The sequence below is a fragment of the Mesorhizobium sp. M0028 genome, assembly GCF_040323855.1.
GTDB lineage: Bacteria > Pseudomonadota > Alphaproteobacteria > Rhizobiales > Rhizobiaceae > Mesorhizobium.
Window position 1 is genome coordinate 52,159 of sequence record NZ_JAMYVG010000009.1, and the last position, 17,128, is coordinate 69,286.

The 17,128-nt window shown below is 63.9% G+C and carries 14 protein-coding genes, 1 tRNA gene and 1 pseudogene; 3 read left to right on the forward strand and 13 right to left on the reverse strand.

Features of this window, described 5'->3' with window-relative positions:
• Positions 1-16: 16 nt before the first annotated feature.
• From NKJ93_RS18275 to NKJ93_RS18325, 11 genes and pseudogenes are all read right to left on the reverse strand, one after another.
• Positions 17-778, reverse strand: a complete 762-nt coding sequence (locus tag NKJ93_RS18275; RefSeq protein ID WP_023719054.1) for a 3-ketoacyl-ACP reductase — start codon at positions 776-778, stop codon at positions 17-19.
• Positions 775-2,289: a GMC oxidoreductase gene (locus NKJ93_RS18280; protein WP_023719055.1), complete on the reverse strand. Its 1,515-nt coding sequence runs from the start codon at positions 2,287-2,289 to the stop codon at positions 775-777. The genes NKJ93_RS18275 and NKJ93_RS18280 overlap by 4 nt, the downstream gene beginning before the upstream one ends.
• 5 nt (positions 2,290-2,294) lie before the next feature.
• Positions 2,295-3,410, reverse strand: coding sequence for an ABC transporter ATP-binding protein (locus NKJ93_RS18285; RefSeq protein ID WP_023719056.1), 1,116 nt, complete (start codon positions 3,408-3,410; stop codon positions 2,295-2,297).
• Between the two features lie 4 nt (positions 3,411-3,414).
• Positions 3,415-4,359 (reverse strand): carbohydrate ABC transporter permease, encoded by a 945-nt coding sequence (locus NKJ93_RS18290; RefSeq protein ID WP_023719057.1) that lies wholly within the window; start codon positions 4,357-4,359, stop codon positions 3,415-3,417.
• Positions 4,356-5,315, reverse strand: a complete 960-nt coding sequence (locus tag NKJ93_RS18295; RefSeq protein ID WP_023719058.1) for a carbohydrate ABC transporter permease — start codon at positions 5,313-5,315, stop codon at positions 4,356-4,358. The genes NKJ93_RS18290 and NKJ93_RS18295 overlap by 4 nt, the downstream gene beginning before the upstream one ends.
• Before the next feature lie 144 nt (positions 5,316-5,459).
• A complete protein-coding gene (locus NKJ93_RS18300) occupies positions 5,460-6,713 on the reverse strand; it encodes an ABC transporter substrate-binding protein (protein ID WP_031194023.1) in 1,254 nt (417 codons plus the stop codon).
• A 60-nt stretch (positions 6,714-6,773) separates the two neighbouring features.
• Positions 6,774-8,285, reverse strand: coding sequence for an aldehyde dehydrogenase family protein (locus tag NKJ93_RS18305; protein WP_023719059.1), 1,512 nt, complete (start codon positions 8,283-8,285; stop codon positions 6,774-6,776).
• A gap of 15 nt (positions 8,286-8,300) precedes the next feature.
• A complete protein-coding gene (locus NKJ93_RS18310) occupies positions 8,301-9,077 on the reverse strand; it encodes an enoyl-CoA hydratase/isomerase family protein (protein WP_352494698.1) in 777 nt (258 codons plus the stop codon).
• The gene (locus NKJ93_RS18315) at positions 9,070-10,671 is read right to left on the reverse strand and encodes an acyl CoA:acetate/3-ketoacid CoA transferase (RefSeq protein WP_352481926.1); all 1,602 of its coding nucleotides are present in this window, start codon (positions 10,669-10,671) and stop codon (positions 9,070-9,072) included. The genes NKJ93_RS18310 and NKJ93_RS18315 overlap by 8 nt, the downstream gene beginning before the upstream one ends.
• Positions 10,668-11,683 (reverse strand): annotated as a pseudogene (locus tag NKJ93_RS18320) (Gfo/Idh/MocA family protein). The gene NKJ93_RS18315 and the pseudogene NKJ93_RS18320 overlap by 4 nt, the downstream one beginning before the upstream one ends.
• Positions 11,680-12,735, reverse strand: coding sequence for a LacI family DNA-binding transcriptional regulator (locus NKJ93_RS18325; RefSeq protein WP_352481928.1), 1,056 nt, complete (start codon positions 12,733-12,735; stop codon positions 11,680-11,682). The pseudogene NKJ93_RS18320 and the gene NKJ93_RS18325 overlap by 4 nt, the downstream one beginning before the upstream one ends.
• A 243-nt stretch (positions 12,736-12,978) precedes the next feature.
• Between NKJ93_RS18325 and NKJ93_RS18330 the strand changes: the two genes are divergently transcribed.
• Together NKJ93_RS18330 and fcl are read left to right on the forward strand one after the other, a co-directional pair.
• Complete coding sequence (locus NKJ93_RS18330; RefSeq protein WP_352590557.1) at positions 12,979-14,133, forward strand: dihydrodipicolinate synthase family protein; 1,155 nt, start codon at positions 12,979-12,981, stop codon at positions 14,131-14,133.
• A 163-nt stretch (positions 14,134-14,296) separates the two neighbouring features.
• The gene (gene fcl / locus NKJ93_RS18335; protein ID WP_352481930.1) at positions 14,297-15,259 is read left to right on the forward strand and encodes a GDP-L-fucose synthase; all 963 of its coding nucleotides are present in this window, start codon (positions 14,297-14,299) and stop codon (positions 15,257-15,259) included.
• 92 nt (positions 15,260-15,351) lie between these two features.
• Here the strand turns inward: fcl and NKJ93_RS18340 are convergent.
• Positions 15,352-15,426 (reverse strand) — tRNA-Val (locus NKJ93_RS18340).
• A gap of 104 nt (positions 15,427-15,530) precedes the next feature.
• Positions 15,531-15,893, reverse strand: a complete 363-nt coding sequence (gene cpdR, locus NKJ93_RS18345) for a cell cycle two-component system response regulator CpdR (RefSeq protein WP_006199474.1) — start codon at positions 15,891-15,893, stop codon at positions 15,531-15,533.
• A gap of 153 nt (positions 15,894-16,046) precedes the next feature.
• Here cpdR and NKJ93_RS18350 point away from each other — a divergent pair, with 153 nt between their 5' ends.
• Positions 16,047-16,988: an N-formylglutamate amidohydrolase gene (locus tag NKJ93_RS18350; RefSeq protein WP_352481931.1), complete on the forward strand. Its 942-nt coding sequence runs from the start codon at positions 16,047-16,049 to the stop codon at positions 16,986-16,988.
• The last annotated feature ends 140 nt before the right edge of the window (positions 16,989-17,128 follow it).

A 17,128-nucleotide genomic window follows, 5' to 3' on the forward strand; every position in this document is an offset into this window, starting at 1 on the left:
TCATGGCGTCACCTGTTCATAGCCTCGGCACGGACAGCGCGCCGTCGACATTGATGACCGAGCCGGTCGAAAAGCCGAGCTTGCCCCCGGCGAGCGCCGCCACGGCGGCACCGATATCCTTGCTCTCGCCCCAGCGCATTGCCGGCACCAGGCCGCCGTCGATCAATCCGTCATATTTGGCGGTGACACCCGCGGTCATGTCGGTGCGGATGATGCCCGGCCGCACTTCGAACACGGCGATGTTTTCGGCGGCAAGCCGCAGCGCCAGGTTCTTCACCCACATCGAAAGCCCGGCCTTGGAAATGCAGTAATCGGAGCGTTCCGGCGAGGCCATGGCGGCACTGACCGAAGTGATGGTGATGATCGACCTCGCACCATCGCTCGGCAGGTCGAGCATCGCTTTGGCAACGGCCTGGCTGAGGAATACGGTGCCGCGCAGATTGATGCTGAGCACCCGGTCGAAATTTTCCGGCTTGAGTTCAAGCAAGTCGCCGCGCAGGACGGTTCCGATGCCAGCATTGTTGACCAGGCAGTCGATGCGGCCGAAGGCGCTTGTCGCGGCATCGATCAGCGCTGCATGGTCGTCGAGGTCGGCGATGTCGCCGCTGACATAGGCGAACTTCGCGCCGCGCCCGGTGATGTCGGCGGCGAGCCCGTCGGCGGCTTCGTTGGCAAGGTCGGCGACGAGGATGTCGAAGCCGGCGCTGGCCAGCGCCTCGGCGCAGGCAAGGCCGATGCCGCGCGCGCCGCCGGTGACGATCGCTGCCGGGCGGCTCATGTTGCGAGCTCCGTCTTGCGGATGTGGTCGGCGACGCGCAGCGCCTGTGCGGCGATCGACAGCGCCGGATTGACGGCGGCCGAATTCGGCAGGAAGCCGGCATCGACGACGAACAAATTGCTGTGGTCGAAGGAGCGGCAGAATGGGTCGAGCGGCGAGGTCGCCGGGTCATTGCCCATCTTCACCGTGCCGCACTGGTGCGAGGGCGTGCGCTTGTCGAACGGCCGCGACAGGACGATCGGATAGCCGCAGGCGCGGAAATTCTCGCGCATCACCTTGGTCAGCCCGTCGAGCGACTCCATGTTGGAGCGCCGCCACTGCATGACGATGTCCTTGCCGTCGACCATGATGCGGCTCTCGGGATCGGGCAGGTCCTCGCACATCAGATACCAGTCGACGGCGCGGCCGGCCATGAAATCGAGCGCGAATTTGGGCGCGCGCCTGACATTGGCCTTGAGGATGTTGCCGTCGATCTTGCCGAGGAGTTGGACATTGCCGAGCGGCTTGCCGCCCTTGCCGTCGGACAGATAATAGTCGTTCAGCATCAGCGTCTTCTGGTAGACGGATTTGTTCCGGCGGCGCGGATCGATCGCCAGCATGGCGCTCGAATTGTGGTTCATGAAGTTGCGGCCGACCTGGTCGGAGCGGTTGGCCAGGCCTTTGCCGCCGCCTTTGCCGTTGGGGGAAGGCGAACGCAGCAGGATGGCGGCGGAATTGACCGCGCCGGCCGACAGGATGACCAGCTTCGGCGCGACGCTCTTCAGCGTACCGTTCTGTCGATAATGGACGGCGGCGATCGTCCTGGCGTCCGGCGATGCTTCGAGATGTTCGACATGCGCGCCGGTCTCGAGCTTGATGTTCTGGTCGGCAAGGGCCGACGCCAGCGGCCCCGTTTGCGCGTCGACCTTGCCGGCGCCGGTGTTGGGAAACGCATCCCACGGCGTGCTGCCGTCTTTCAGCCAGGCTTCGATGTCGACGCCGAGCGGCAGCGATGCCGGATGCAGGCCCAGGCTCTTCAACTCGGCGCGCGCACGCGCGATAGGCGGCTCGTCGGGTACCGGGCCGAAAGGGTAGGGCGTCGAGTGGAACGGCTCGGTCGGGTCTTCGCCGAGCGCACCACGCACGCGAAAAAGCTGCTCGGCCCTGGAATACCAGGGTTCGAATTCCTCATAGGAAAACGGCCAGGCCGGCGAGATGCCGCCATAGTGCTCCATCTCCGAAAAGTCTTGCCTGCGGTAGCGGATCAGCACCGCGCCGTAGAATTTCGAATTGCCGCCGACATAGTAGTAATTGCCAGGGTTGAACGCGGCACCCCCGGCCTCGAGCCACATCTCCTTCGGCCGGTAGTGGCCATCGACGAAGATGGCGCGGGTGTCGCGTGTATGCGGCGTCGCCGGCAGCGGTTCGCCGCGCTCCAGCATCAGGATCGAGGCGCCACCGCCGGCAAGGCCGGAAGCGATCGTGGCGCCGCCTATGCCGGAGCCGATGATGACGATATCTGGATTTGTCATGGCCGTCAGACGATGCGTCTCTCGGTCGCCGGATCGAAGAACACCGCCTTGGTCAGGTTGAAGGCGAGCGGCGTGACCGTGCCGGGCTGGATGTTGGCGTCGGCGCGCAGCCGCGCCACCACCGCCTTGCCGCCGAGATTGGTGACCGCGAACGTATCCGAGCCGGCCGGCTCGATGACCTCGATGTGACAGTCGGCGCGGGCGATGTTCGAGGCGTTGCGTTCGGCCCCTTCGGGATCGGTCAGTGCTTCCGGGCGGACGCCGAAGATGATCGGTTTTCCCTGGAACGCCGACAGGCCGGCCGGCGCATTGGCCAGCGGCAGCGAGATCGGCTGGCGCGCCTCGCGCTCCATGACGACGGAGAAGCCGCTGCCGTTGCTGCCGATCGTCGCCGGGATCAGGTTCATCGCCGGCGAGCCCATGAAGTCAGCAACAAACAGGTTGACCGGATTGTTATAGATTTCGGCCGGCGTACCGAACTGCTGCACCTCGCCGTCGCGCATCACCGCGATCTTGGTGGCCAGCGTCATCGCCTCGATCTGGTCGTGCGTGACGTAGACGATGGTGGTGCCGGTGGTGGCGTGCAGGCGCTTGATCTCGATGCGCATGTCGACGCGCAGCTTGGCGTCGAGGTTGGACAAAGGCTCGTCGAACAGGAACAGCTTTGGATCGCGCACCAGTGCCCGGCCCATGGCGACGCGCTGGCGCTGGCCGCCGGAAAGCTGGCTTGGCTTGCGCTTCAGCAAATGGCCGATCTGCAGGACCTTCGCCACCTTGTCGATGGCCTTCTGGCGCTCGTCGGCCGGCACGCCGCGCATCTCCATGCCGAAGGCGATATTGCCGGCGACCGTCATGTTCGGATAGAGCGCGTAGCTCTGGAAGACCATCGCGATGTCGCGCTTGGAGGGGTGGAGATCGTTGATCGTGCGTCCGTCGACGCGGATTTCGCCTTCGGTGATGGTCTCCAGGCCGGCAATGGTGTTGAGCAGCGTGGACTTGCCGCAACCGGAGGGCCCGACCAGCACGAGAAAGCCGCCCTTTTCGAGGTCGAGATCGATGCCTTTCAGGATCTCGACCGCTCCGAAACGCTTCTTCAACCCGTCAATTTCCAGAAAAGCCATGCGATTATCCTTTGACGGCGCCGGCCATCAGGCCGCGCACGAAATAGCGGCCGGCGAGCACATAGACGAGGAGCGTCGGCAGCGCGGCGATCATCGCCGCCGCCATGTTGACGTTGTATTCGACGACGCCGGTCGAGGTGTTGACGACGTTGTTCAGCGCCACGGTCATCGGCATCACGTCGCCGGAGCCGGCATAGGCGGAGGCAAAGAGGAAGTCGTTCCAGATATTGGTGAACTGGTAGATCACCGTCACCACGATGATCGGCAGCGAGTTGGGCAGCATGATGCGCCGGAAGATCTGGAAGAAGCTGGCGCCGTCGATCTGCGCCGCCTTCACCAATTCATTCGGAAACGCTTCGTAGTAATTGCGGAAGAACAGGGTGGTGAAGCCGATGCCGTAGACGACGTGGACGAACACCAGGTTCACCGTCGGATTGCCGAAGCCGAAGGTGAGGCCGGTCGCGTTCTGCAGTTTGACGCCGAACCGGCCGAAGCTGCCGAGGATCGTTGCCATCGGCAAGAGAACCGATTGGAACGGGATGAAGCAGGCAAACAGCATCAGCCCGAACACCAGCGTCGCCCCGCGAAAGCGCCACTTCGTCAGCACATAGCCGTTGAGCGCGCCGAGCAGGGTCGAGATGACGACCGCTGGAACCACCATCTTGATCGAGTTCCAGAAATAACCTTTCATGCCGACGCAGGTGAGACCCGAGCAGACCTCGCTCCACGCCCTTATCCAGGGTGCGAAAGTCGGCGCTTGCGGCAGCGCCAGCATGTTGCCGTTCTGGATTTCGTCCATGGTCTTGAACGAGGTCACCAGCATGACGAATAGCGGCATCAGGTAGAACAGCGCGAACAGCGCCAGCAGCCCGTAGATGACGATGCGGTTGACCGTCCTGGCGCGGATACCGCCAGTGTTCTGGCGAGCAGGAGTGGCCACGGCGCTCATCGCGGCTTCTCCCGGAGCTCGGAATAGAGATAGGGAACGATGATCGCGGTGATGGTCATCAGCATGATCACGGCGCTGGCCGAGCCGACGGCCATTTCGTTGCGCTTGAAGGTGTACTCATACATGAAGTTCGACGGCAGCCAAGCCGAGCCGCCCGGCCCGCCGCTGGTCAGCGCGACGACCAGATCGTAGGACTTGATGGCGAGATGCGCGAGCACGATCAACGCCGAAAGGAAGATCGGCCGCAGCAGCGGAATGACGATGCGGCGGTAGAGCTGGAAGGTGGTGGCGCCGTCGATCTGCGCCGCCTTCATGATCTCGCCGTCGATCCCGCGCAGGCCGGCCAGGAACATCGCCATGATAAAGCCCGAAGCCTGCCAGACGCCGGCGATGACCACCGTGTAGATGACGAAATCCTTGTTCTTGATCCAGTCGAAATGGAAGCTCGTCCAGCCCCACTGGTGCAACGTCTGCTCGAGGCCGAGGCCGGGGTCGAGAAACCATTTCCAGGCAACGCCGGTGACGATGAAGGACAGTGCCATGGGGTAGAGATAGATCGGCCGCAACATGCCTTCGCCGCGGATCTTCTGATCAAGCAGGATCGCCAGGAACAGGCCGAGTGCCAAGCAGATGGAAATATAGAGGAAGCCGAAAATCCCCATATTGGTGATCGACGTGTACCAGCTGGACGGCGGATCGCTTTCGAAGGTCCAGCGCCATAGCCGCTGATAGGCGCGTGGCCCGGTGATGGCGTAGGAGGGAAAGGTCTTGGAGTTGGTGAAGGACAGATAGATCGTCCACAGGATGAAGCCGTAGACGAAGACGACGGAGGCGGCAAAGCTTGGCGCTAGCACGAGCTTCGGCAGCGCGTCCTGGAGGCGCGAGCGCACAGAGGCGCCCGGACGGGCATCGTGCTCCGGCGTCAGCGTGATACTGGTTTCAGCAACTGTACTCATCTGTCCATTCCGTATGGCGGGTCCGGAATTCGGCTGTCGCGGGCTCTGCGGCACGAAAGCGTGCCGGTCGGCGCAACCGCAAAACCTCGCCGCAGGGAAATCTCCCCGGCTTGCGCCGGGGAGATCATTCACATCGGCGGTGCCTTACTTGGCGTCTTCGATCGCGCTGACCAGTTGGGTCACGGCCTCGTCCGAGGTCTTGATCTGGCCGTGCACGAACTTCGAGACGACATCCTTGTAGGCGTTGGCAACCGCCGGAGGCGCGCCATAGCCTTGCGCCAGCGAACCGAACAGCGTGCCGCCTTCATTGGCGGCCTTCAAATCGGCCATGCCCTTCTTGCCGCAAGCGTCGAAATCGGTGTCCGGCACGTCGGTGCGGGCCGGAACAGAGCCCTTGACGACGTTGAAGGCCGACTGGAAGCTCTTCGACAGAGTGGCGGTGGCCAAGGCGATCTGGGCGGCCTTGCGGTCCTCCGGAACGTTGAACATGCCGAACATGTCGGAGTTGTAGACGACGCTGCCATCGGTGCCGGGGAAGCGGTAGCACAGGAAGTCGGTGCCGGGGACCTTCTTGGCGGCGTTGAATTCGCCCTTGGCCCAGTCACCCATCACCTGCACCAACGCATCGCCCTTGATGACCATGGCGGTGGCGAGGTTCCAGTCCCGGCCCGAGAAGTTCGGGTCGACATAGGTGACGAGCTTGGCGAGATTGTCGAACGACTTCTTCATCGTGTCGGACTTCAGCGACTCCTCGTCGAGGTCGTTGAAGGCCTTCTTGTAGAACTCGGGCCCGCCGGTCGACAGCACGACCGAGTCGAACATGGTGGCTTCCTGCCAATTCTGGCCGCCCAGCGCGAGCGGGATGACGCCCGCCGCCTTGGCTTTGTCGAGCAGCGCGATGAAGTCGTCGAAGGTCTTGGGCTCGGTGCCGCCGATCTTGTCCATCACCGCCTTGTTGATCCACAGCCAGTTGACCGAGTGGACGTTGACCGGGGCCGCGACCCACTTGCCGTCATAGACCGAGAATTTCTGCAGGGCCGCGGGAACGGACTTGTCCCAGCCTTCCTTTATCGCCGTCTCGGTCAGGTCGCCCATGACGCCGGCTGCGGCGTAGTCGAGCACGGTATAGCCAAGCATCTGCGAGGCGGTCGGGTAGTTGCCGGCCGCCACCATCGCCTTCAGCGCGGTCATGGCGGCGTCGCCGCCGCCGCCGGCCACCGGCACGTCCTTCCAGGCAAAGCCTTCCTTGGCCAGATCCTGCTTGAGCACGTTCAGAGCGGCAGCTTCGCCGCCCGACGTCCACCAATGCAGCATCTGGACTTCCTTGACGTCCTCGGCATGGGCCGCGAACGCAACGCCCGACGCGAGTGCCGTCCCGATAAGCAGTTTGCGCAACATGTACTTCCTCCCTTGTTGAACTTACAACGACCGGCGGATGGCCACCGGGTTCTTCCCAACTCAGCCGACCCACCATCCGGTGCGCTGGCCGCGATGAAACTGGATTGTCTTTTCCTCGGTATAATCCTCGACGGCGCGCTTGCCGAGTTCGCGTCCCAAACCGGACTGCTTGTAGCCGCCGAAAGGCAGTTCGGGGTAACCCTCCATGAACGTGTTCATCCAAACGGTTCCCGAACGCACATTCCGCGCCACCGACATGCACGTATCGATGCTGGCGCTCCACACGCCCGCCGACAGACCATAGGGCGTGTTGTTGGCGATGTGCAACGCCCTTTCAATCGATTCAAAAGTCAGCACCGAGAGCACCGGACCGAACACTTCCTCGCGCGCAATGGCCATGTCTTCGGTGACGTCGCGAATGATGGTCGGGTCGAGATACTGGCCGGCGCTGGAAGCAAGTTGCTTGCCGCCAGTATAAATCCGGCTGCCGTCGTTTTCCGCTGCCGTCACGTAGCCGGTGACCTTGGCCACATGGTCGGCGGAGATCATCGCGCCAACCTTGGTGCGGTCGTCGAGCGGGTCGCCGACAACCACCTTGGCGGTGAGGGCTTTGACGGCGCCGAGGAACTCGTCGGCGATCGCCTCATGGACGATCAGCCGGCTGCCGGCATTGCAACATTCGCCGGCATTGAAGAAGCCGCCGAATACCGCCGCGTCGGCGGCGGCCTCGAGGTCGGCGTCGGGAAAGACGATCTGGCCGTTCTTGCCGCCGAGCTCCATCGAGACTTTCTTCAGCGAGTTGGCGGCAGACGCCATGGTCATCTTGCCGACGCGGGTGGAGCCGGTGAACGACACCATTTCGACCAGCGGATGGCTGACCATCGGTGCGCCGACATCGGCGCCCAGCCCGGCAAGGATGTTGACGACGCCATCGGGCAAGCCGGCCTGCATCAGGATCTCGCCGAGCACGAAGGTCGAGGCCGAGGTCATCTCGCTCGGCTTGACCACCGCCGTGCAGCCGGCGGCGAGCGCGAAGGGCAGTTTCTGGCTGACGATAAGGAACGGGAAATTCCACGGCGTGATGATCGAGACGACGCCGATCGGTTCGCGCAGCACGACACCGAGCATGGCATCGCCGAGATTGGCGTAGCTTTCGCCGTGAAGCGTGCGGGCGAGTGCCGCAGCATAGCGCCAGATGTCGATGGCGCCGCCGATCTCGCCGCGCGCCTGGGCAATCGGCTTGCCGGATTCCAGCGCGTCGAGCCGGGCAATCTCGTCCAGTCGCGCCTCGATCAGCCCAGCCGTCTTGAGCAGGATCGCGGCGCGCTCGGCGGCTTTCATGCGCGGCCACGGGCCGGTCTCGAAGGCCTTGTGCGCGGCCTGTACCGCCGCCTCGACGTCCGCCGCGCCGGCTTGCGCATAGCGCGAAACGGTGAAGCCGTGGCCGGGGCTGCTGCGCTCCAGCGTGCGGCCGTCCTGGGCATCGACGAACTTGCCGTCGATCAGCAGCCGGTAGCTTTTCGGCGCTGCGGCTGCCTCGGCGGGCATAGTGATGTTAAGAGGCGCGTTCATGTGAGTTTCAGGTTCCTAAGATCTTGAGAACGCCGGCTTCTGCTTGGCTTTGAAAGCCTCGACGCCGGCCCTGAGATCGCTTGTCAGCGCAATGAAGCCGCTGGCCAGCGCTTCGGTCGCGGCGGCACTCTCTTCGCCTTCGGCGATGGCAATCATCAGCTTGGCGGCTTCGGTTGCCAGCGGCCCGCGCTCGGCGATCTTGCCGGCCCAGGCCTTGGCGTCCGCGAACGCCTTGCCGGTCTCGACCGCCCGGTCGACAATCCCCAACGCCATCGCATCGGTTGCCAGAAACACCTCGCCGCCAAGCGCCATCCGCCGCACCGCCTGTGCACCGAACCGGCGCACGGCGCGCTGTGTGCCGGACCAGCCGGGAACGACGCCGATCGAGGTCTCGGGGAAGCCCAGCTTCACCTGTGTTTCTGCCACGCGAAAGTCGCATGCAGCTGCCAGTTCCAGCCCACCGCCCAGCGCATGGCCGGCAAGCACGGCGATCGTCGGCTGCCGCAGCCGCGCCAGCCGGTCGAAGACGCGGTGGCCGTGGCGCACCCATTGCACCTGGAAGTCGACAGCGCTCATTTCTGCCCATGCTTCGACATCGCCGCCGGCGCAAAAGCCCTTGCCTTCGCCGCAGACCAGCACGACGCGGACGCCATCCGCCGCCTCGGCCTCGTCGAGTGCTGCTTCCAGCGCCCGCAGCATCGGAATGTCGAGCGCGTTGAATTTCTCCGGCCGGCGCAGCGTGACAATGCCGATGGCGCCGTCAGTTTCAAAGGTTACTAGACGCTCAGCCATGTGCGCCCCCAAGCGAGGCGCCGCTATTAAGCAACAGGCCGATCGGTCGGTCGTGGTAGAGCGCGTCCGGCGTCACTTTGAGGTCGTTGGCGACAGCAAGCGGGATCTCGGCCTGCGCCAGCACATCGCGTTCAAGGTCGATGCCCGGCGCCAGCTCGGTGACCATCAGCCCTGCCGGCGTCAGCTTCATCACGCAGCGCTCGGTGATGTAGGTGATGTCCTGCCCTTGGGCGACGGCACGCTTGCCCGAGAAGGAGATGTGCTCGACCTCGCCGACGACTTTCTTGACCTTGCCCTCCTGGTCGATGCGGATGCCGCCATCGGCCAATGAGAGTTTGGCACCGGCATTGAAGAAACCGGAAAAGACGATCTTCTTCGCCCGCGCGGTGATGTCGACGAAGCCGCCGGCGCCGGCGGTGACATGCGGCCGCGCCGAAAGCTTCGAGACATTGACAGAGCCGTGGCGGTCGATCTGCAGGAAGGACAGCAGCGAGGCGTCGAAGCCGCCAGCCTGAAAATAGATGAACTGGTGCGGCGAGGGCATGAAAGCGTCGGCGTTCGACGAGCAGCCGAACTTGAAGTCGAGCAGCGGCACGCCGCCAACCGCGCCCTGTTCGATGACCCAGGTGACCTTGCCGTGCTGGCCTTCCTCGAGCAGGATGCGCGGCACATTGCCCGAGATGCCGAAGCCGATATTGACGACCATGCCGTCGGCAAGCTCCATGGCGACGCGGCGGGCAATGACCTTCTGGACGTTCATTTCAGCGTTGCGAAAGCTCGACAGTGGCCGGAAGATCTCGCCGGAGATGGCCGGATCGTAGGGCGTCAGCGTCGTCTGCAACTGGTCGGGCGCCACCACGATATGATCGACCAGCACGCCGGGCACACGCACATCGTGCGGCTTCAGCGTGCCGTTCTCGACGACGCGCTTGACCTGCGCGATGACGATGCCGCCATTGTTGCGAGCGGCCAGCGCCTGTTCGAGGCCGCCGAGATAGGCGCCTTCATGCTCATAGGTGAGGTTGCCGCGCTCGTCGGCGGTGGTGGCGCGGATGATCGCGACCTGCGGCACGATCGAGCGGAAATAGAGCCACTCCTCGCCATCGAACTGCTGCACGGAAACGATCGGCTCGCTGGCGGCGGCATTCATGGCGCAGCCTTGGTGGCGCGGGTCGGCGAAGGTGTCGAGCCCGACCTTGGTCAGCACCCCGGGGCGCTTGGCGGCGGCCTCGCGATGCATGTCGAACAGGATGCCGGACGGCACGTTATAGGCGGCGACCGAATTGTCGCCGATCATCTTCCAGATCTGCGGCGGTTCGGACGAGGACGGCCCGGATGGATAGGAGCCGCACAAAGTGCGCTTCAACAAGCCGGGCTTGGCGAGATGATCAATGCCCTTGATGCCGTACATGTCGCCGGCGGCGATCGGGTGCAGCGTCGTGATATCCTTGGGATGCCCATCCGCGTCGAAGCGCTCGCCGATGGCGGCCAGCACCGCGTCCGGACAGCCGAGGCCGCTCGACGATGACACGGAAACGACCATACCATCCTTGATCAGGCCGGCAGCCTCAGTCGCGGAGACGAGCTTGCTCACCCAGCACTCCCGAGCTTCGGGTCGATGGCAACGGCCTTGCCGGACCTGGCCGACTGCAATGCCGCTTCGGCCGCGGTCAGCGACCAGACGCCGTCCTCGCCGGTGGCGGAAGGCTGGCCCTCGCCGCGGATCGCCGCGTGGAATTGGCGCAGCGAACGGGCATAGAGGTCTTCGCGATCGAAGCTCAATTCCTCCTCGCCCTGTGCCGTTCGCAGCAACACAGAGCCGACTGGCTTCTGCGTCATCACGTCCCTGCCGATCAGCGAGCCTTCGGTGCCATGCACCTCCAAGCCGGTCCCGGCGAATTTTGTCGTGAAGCCCTCATGCGACTGGGCGATGACGCCCGATGCGAAGCGCCAGAGGCACATGGCGCCGTCTTCCAGCCCGCCGGCGGCCATGCCGGCCGATTGTGTGAAGGCCGAGATCCCGACTGGATCGTCGCCGAGCACGAAGCGCAGCGTATCGGCATCGTGGACGGTGATGTCGAGCACCACGCCGCCGCCGGCGTCCGGCCTGGTGATGCGCCAGCCCTGCAGGTTTCCGGCAGATAGACAGAGTGGAAGACGCGCGCGGCGATCGGCCTGCCAATGCGGCCGGCAGCGATCGCTGCGCGCATCGCCCGATGCGAGCCGGCATTGCGCAAATGGTGATTGGTGCCGAGCACGACGCCGGCAGCCCTGGCGGCGGCGACCATCTTGCGGGCGTCGGCGCTGGTCAGCGCCAGTGGTTTTTCGCAAAGCACATGCTTTCCCGCCTCGATAGCGGCGAGTGCCTGTTCGAGATGCAATTCGTTGGTGGTCGAGATGTAAACGGCGTCGATGTCGGAGCTGAGCAATTCATCAAGCGCCGAGACCGCCGCCGGAATGCGGTTTTCGCTGGCATAGGTGGCGGCGCGCCCCGGGCTGGAGCTCATCACTGCGGCGATCTCGCCGTCCGGCTGCGCGCGGATGGCGCCGATCATGAACTGTCTTGCGATCGTGCTGGCGCCGATCAGCCCCCAACTGACGGTCATGCCGCGTCTCCCATTCCTGCGCAGCTATGTCCCTTGCGATCGGGGCCGCAGCTTTCCCTGACCACGAGGTTGACGGCGCCGATATGATCCTCGGCGCGCGTGGTGCGCGATTGGATCATCTTCAGCACGACATGGGCGGCGCGCTCGCCGAGACCGGCGGTGTTCACCGCGACGCTGGTCAGCGCCGGCATGTAGTGTTCGGCCTCGGCCACGTCGTCGAAACCGACGACGGCAAAATCCGCGCCGGGTTCCAGGCCGCGCTTGCGCAGGGCCAGCAAGACGCCGAAGGCGACCGCATCGTTGAAGCAAAGCGCCGCGGTCGGCGGCGCGGCCATGGCGAGCGCGGTTTCCAGGCAGGCAATGCCGCCCTTGCGGCTGGTTTCGCCCTCGAAGACCAGCCTGTCGGCCGGTGCGATGCCGAGCGCTTCACAGGCCTCGCGAAAGCCGCCCAGCCGCTCGTGATAGACGACAAGATCGGGCGAGCCGCCGAAGAAGGCCAGCCGGCGATGCCCCTTGCCGATCAGATGGGCGGTGGCAAGATAGGCGCCGCGATGGTTGTCGGGCGCGATCACCGGAATGCGGCTTTCAGGAAGCCGGCGCATGACGAAGACGACCGGAACGCCCGCGGTCTCAAGCCGGCGGAAGGCGCCAGGCGCGGTGCCGCGCGCCGGCGACACGACGAGCCCGGCGACCCCTTGCTCCATCAGCGATTTCAGCACCTCTTCCTGGCGCACCGGGCTCTCCGCCGTGTTGGCGATGAAAGGCACGATGCCGGCCGACTGGAAGACGCGCTCCATGCCGACCGCCATCTCGGCGAAAAACGGATTGGTAAGATCGTTGATGACCATGCCGATGACGTTGGAATGGGCCTTGCGCAGATTGGCGGCGCCGCGGTTGTAGACATAGCCGACATCCTCGATCGCCTTGCGCACCTTGAGCGCAGTTTCAGGCCGGATCAGCCCGCTGCCTTGCAGCACCAGCGAAACCGTCGATTTGGACACGCCCGCCTCACGGGCTATGTCGAGTATCGTTGCCTTGGCCCGGCTGGCCATCCAGATCTATCCTCCCGATGGTTTCTTATGCGATTTATTGGAACGATCTAATCCCTCCTATGGATTTGAGTCAATCGCGTTTTTGCGAATCCGTGAAAATGCGGCTCATGGCGCCCAATTGCGAAGGAGTGTATGGCTTTCTGCTGTTGCGCTGCCGCAATTCGACCGGCGCACGGCGGAGCGGTAAAGCATCTTGATTTATTGGAACGTTCCATTTAATAGGCGCTGGGAAGGGAGAGAGCCATGGACATCACCTTGCCAGGGGAAGGCGGCGGCCGCATCCGCTACCGGCTTGTCGGCCAGCCGGCGCAGCCTGCGGCCGGCGCGCGGTTCTCGCGCATCGCCTATGCCGCCGCCCATGTGGTCGCCGATCCTGTGGCGATGACCGATCCGTGGTCCCGGCCGGCAGTCGACTGGGACAAGACGATGGCGTTTCGCCGTCACCTTTGGCGGCTCGGCTTCCGCGTCGCCGAAGCGATGGACACCTCGCAGCGCGGCATGGGTTTCGACTGGGCAAATGCCAGGAAATTAATCCGCCGCTCGATCGCCGAGGCGCGCAGCGTCGACGGCGCCGATCTCGCGTCGGGCGCCGGCACCGACCATCTGGCGCCGGGCGCCGCGAGCACGCTCGCCGATGTCATCGCGGCCTATGAAGAGCAGCTCGGCTTCATCGAAGGACTTGGCGGCAAGGCGATCATGATGGCCAGCCGTGCACTGGCGGCGGTCGCCAAAGGGCCCGACGATTATGTCAGTGTCTACGACCGCATCCTGTCCCAGTCCTCCGGCAAGGTCATCCTGCACTGGCTGGGCGATATGTTCGACCCGGCGCTGAAAGGCTACTGGGGCAGCAGCGATTTCGAAACTGCGCTCGAGACGGTGATCGCGATCATCGAACGCCATGCCGGCAAGGTCGAAGGCATAAAGATATCGCTGCTCGATGCCGGCAAGGAGATCGCGCTCAGGGACCGGCTGCCCGAGGGCGTGGTGATGTTCACTGGCGACGACTTCAACTACCCCGAGCTGATCGCCGGCGACGGCGACAGGCATTCGCACGCGCTGCTCGGCATTTTCGATGCCATCGCGCCCGTCGCCAATGCGGCGCTGGCAAAGCTGGCCGACGGCGACCGCGCCGGCTATGACGCGCTGATGGTCCCGACAGTGCCGCTGTCGCGCAAGATCTTCGAGGCGCCGACCGAATATTACAAGGCCGGCATCGTTTTCATGGCATGGCTTAACGGCCATCAGGAGCACTTTTCGATGATCGGCGGCATGCAATCGGCGCGCGGCATCCGTCACTATGCCGATGTCTTTCGCCTTGCCGATCAGGCGGGGTTGCTGGCCGAGCCGGAACTCGCCATCGCCAGAATGACAAGCCTCTGCGCAGTAGCGGGTGTCTGATCGCTAGACGTTACAGCGTCTGATCCAAACGCCTGGTTTGGGTGGTTTTGCGATTTGGCTTGTCTGGATAAATCTGTATGCGGTATGCGTCCGGCAACAGAGAAGCCGATCCGGCGCTCCGCCGGCCACTGGCAAAGCTGCCGTTCTGCATTGGGGTGAGTTGATGACCTTCGACCTTCAGGGCAAGCGCGTTTTTGTCGCCGGGCATCGCGGCATGGTCGGCTCGGCCATCCTGCGCAGATTGGCCGACGAGGATTGCGAGGTCCTGACCGCCTCGCGCGCCGAGCTCGATCTTCTCGACCAGGCCGGGGTGCGGCGCTGGATGGCCGACCGCAAGCCGGATGCAGTGGTGATGGCAGCGGCCAAGGTCGGCGGTATCCTGGCCAACGACAGGCTTCCGGTCGATTTTCTGCAGGACAACCTCGTCATGCAGAACAATGTCATCGACAGCGCCTTCCGTAACGAGGTGCAGAAGCTGCTGTTTCTCGGTTCATCCTGCATCTATCCCAAATTCGCGGCGCAGCCGATCTCCGAGGACGCCTTGCTGAGCGGCCCGCTCGAACCCACCAACGAATGGTATGCGATCGCCAAGATCGCCGGACTGAAACTGTGCCAGGCCTACCGGCGCCAATACGGTGTCGACTACATCTCGGCGATGCCGACCAATCTCTACGGCCCGGGCGACAATTTCGACCTCAATTCCAGCCATGTCGTGCCCGCTCTGATGCGCAAGGCGCACGAGGCCAGGCGCGCCGGCCGCAAGAGCCTGGAGGTGTGGGGATCGGGCACGCCGATGCGCGAATTCCTGCATGTCGACGACGCCGCCGACGCCCTGGTCTGGCTGTTGAAGAATTATGCCGGCGACAGCCACATCAATGTCGGCTCTGGGGAAGACATCACCATTGCCGACCTTGCCCGCACCATCGTGTCGGTCGCCGGCGCCGATGCCACGATCACATTCGATCCGACAAAGCCGGACGGCACGCCGCGCAAGCTGATGGACGTATCGCGCCTGTTCGCCACCGGCTGGCGCCCGCGCTACTCGCTGCGCAGCGGATTGGAACAGACCTATGCGTGGTTTCTGGAGCACGTCGAGACTGGCGATCTTCGCCTCGGCGCGGCCTGAGGTCGGTATTGGCGAGCTCGGCGTCAGGATCGGATCAGGCCGAGAACGTCAGCCGATGAAAACACCGACGGCCGATTGAGGGATTGTCTGGATGGTGGGCGTGACAGGGATTGAACCTGTGACCCCTGCAATGTCAATGCAGTGCTCTCCCGCTGAGCTACACGCCCATCCGAAGCCGCGCATACACCATTTTTGGTTCTGCACGTCAATAGCGGGAAAAGGGAAAGAATGGCTGGCTTGCCGGGCCGGTCAGGACGGGACAAAAAGCGCGTCAGGCGGCCTGCAGCATCTTTTCGACTTCGTTGACGAGGTCGCGCAGGTGGAACGGCTTCGACAGCACCTTGGCGTCTTTCGGCGCCTTCGAATCGGGGTTCAGCGCGACGGCGGCAAAGCCGGTTATGAACATCACCTTGAGGTCGGGGTCGATCTCGGTGGCGCGGCGGGCGAGTTCGATGCCATCCATCTCCGGCATGACTATGTCGGTCAAAAGCAGCGAAAAAGGTTCCTCGCGCAACCGCTCATAGGCGCTGGCACCATTGTCGAAATCGCTGACCTGATAGCCGGCGCGCTCCAGCGCCTTGACGAGGAACCGGCGCATGTCGTCGTCGTCTTCCGCCAGCAGAATGCGTGCCATCTTGTCCCGTCCGAATCACCCAACCGACAATGCCGTGCGGCAAGCCCGTTAACCATGCTGTATATGAGGAGGTGACGGTAAACATCAAGTGAACGTTGGGCGCACAATCCTGATTTGGCTAGCGCTTCGGCGGCTGGACATGCGGGCGGCGAGGTGGCACTTTCCTATCATGATGCATTGGTATTTCCGGGTTCGTTCAAATTGAAAACGGCAGCCGAGGATTTTTCGGTCGTTCCACCCTTCGAAATCCGATCGGGCGCCGAACAGCGCGTTCCCTTCCTCTTCAACTCGCCGCATAGCGGCCGCTACTATCCGGACCGGTTCATGGCGATGGCCAAGCTGGACCGCAACGCCATCCGCCGCTCCGAGGACTGCTATGTCGAGGAATTGTTCGGCGGTGCCGTCGCGCTCGGGGCGCCGATGCTGGCGGCAAACTTCCCGCGCGCCTATCTCGACGTCAACCGGGAGCCGTGGGAACTCGACCCGCGCATGTTCGCCGAACCGGTGCCGTCCTTCTGCAACATCCGCTCGGCGCGGGTGGCCGGCGGGCTCGGCACCGTGCCCAAGCTGGTCGGCGAGGGGCTCGACATCTATTCCGGCCGCTTGCCGCTGGCAGAAGCCGTCGCGCGCATCGAAGCGGTCTACAAGCCCTATCACGAGACGCTGAAGCGGCTCTTGACCAGAACGCATGCGCGCTTCGGCTACGCCGTGCTGATAGACTGCCACTCGATGCCGGCAAGCATAAGAGTTGGCGACAGCGGATTGCGGCCGGATTTCATCGTCGGCGACCGTTTCGGCATCTCGGCCGCGGCGGCGTTGACCGAGACGGCGATCGGCCTGCTCACCGGCATGGGCTACAGCGTTGCCCACAACAAGCCCTATGCCGGAGGCTTCATTACCGAGCACTATGGCCGGCCCGTGCGCCATCTGCATGCTCTGCAGATCGAGGTCAATCGCGGGCTCTACATGAATGAGCGGACGTTCCAGAGATCAGCTGGTTTCGACGCGTTGGCCGACGACCTGGCGCGGTTTTCGGCCGAGTTGATGGCAATGCCGGATCATCATTTCGTCGATCTGCCGCTGGCCGCCGAATAGCGGCCGGAATCGCGGCATTCGCCGCTCATGTGGCAGCGTAAAAAGCGTAAAAAAAGACCGCATCGTTTGCACGACACGGTCGAAGTCTAGGGAGGAAACGCCCAAGGAGGGCATGGACAGGAACCCCTGTCCGAGAACAA

Bases quoted from the DNA above. Each gene is read 5' to 3' on its own strand.
- NKJ93_RS18285 (WP_023719056.1), bottom strand. From the start codon at position 3,410: ATGGCTTTTCTGGAAATTGACGGGTTGAAGAAGCGTTTCGGAGCGGTC.
- NKJ93_RS18330 (WP_352590557.1), top strand. From the start codon at position 12,979: ATGGACATCACCTTGCCAGGGGAAGGCGGCGGCCGCATCCGCTACCGG.
- NKJ93_RS18300 (WP_031194023.1), bottom strand. From the start codon at position 6,713: ATGTTGCGCAAACTGCTTATCGGGACGGCACTCGCGTCGGGCGTTGCG.
- NKJ93_RS18290 (WP_023719057.1), bottom strand. From the start codon at position 4,359: ATGAGCGCCGTGGCCACTCCTGCTCGCCAGAACACTGGCGGTATCCGC.
- NKJ93_RS18280 (WP_023719055.1), bottom strand. From the start codon at position 2,289: ATGACAAATCCAGATATCGTCATCATCGGCTCCGGCATAGGCGGCGCC.
- NKJ93_RS18325 (WP_352481928.1), bottom strand. From the start codon at position 12,735: ATGGCCAGCCGGGCCAAGGCAACGATACTCGACATAGCCCGTGAGGCG.
- cpdR (WP_006199474.1), bottom strand. From the start codon at position 15,893: ATGGCACGCATTCTGCTGGCGGAAGACGACGACGACATGCGCCGGTTC.
- NKJ93_RS18310 (WP_352494698.1), bottom strand. From the start codon at position 9,077: ATGGCTGAGCGTCTAGTAACCTTTGAAACTGACGGCGCCATCGGCATT.
- NKJ93_RS18295 (WP_023719058.1), bottom strand. From the start codon at position 5,315: ATGAGTACAGTTGCTGAAACCAGTATCACGCTGACGCCGGAGCACGAT.
- NKJ93_RS18305 (WP_023719059.1), bottom strand. From the start codon at position 8,285: ATGAACGCGCCTCTTAACATCACTATGCCCGCCGAGGCAGCCGCAGCG.
- fcl (WP_352481930.1), top strand. From the start codon at position 14,297: ATGACCTTCGACCTTCAGGGCAAGCGCGTTTTTGTCGCCGGGCATCGC.
- NKJ93_RS18275 (WP_023719054.1), bottom strand. From the start codon at position 778: ATGAGCCGCCCGGCAGCGATCGTCACCGGCGGCGCGCGCGGCATCGGC.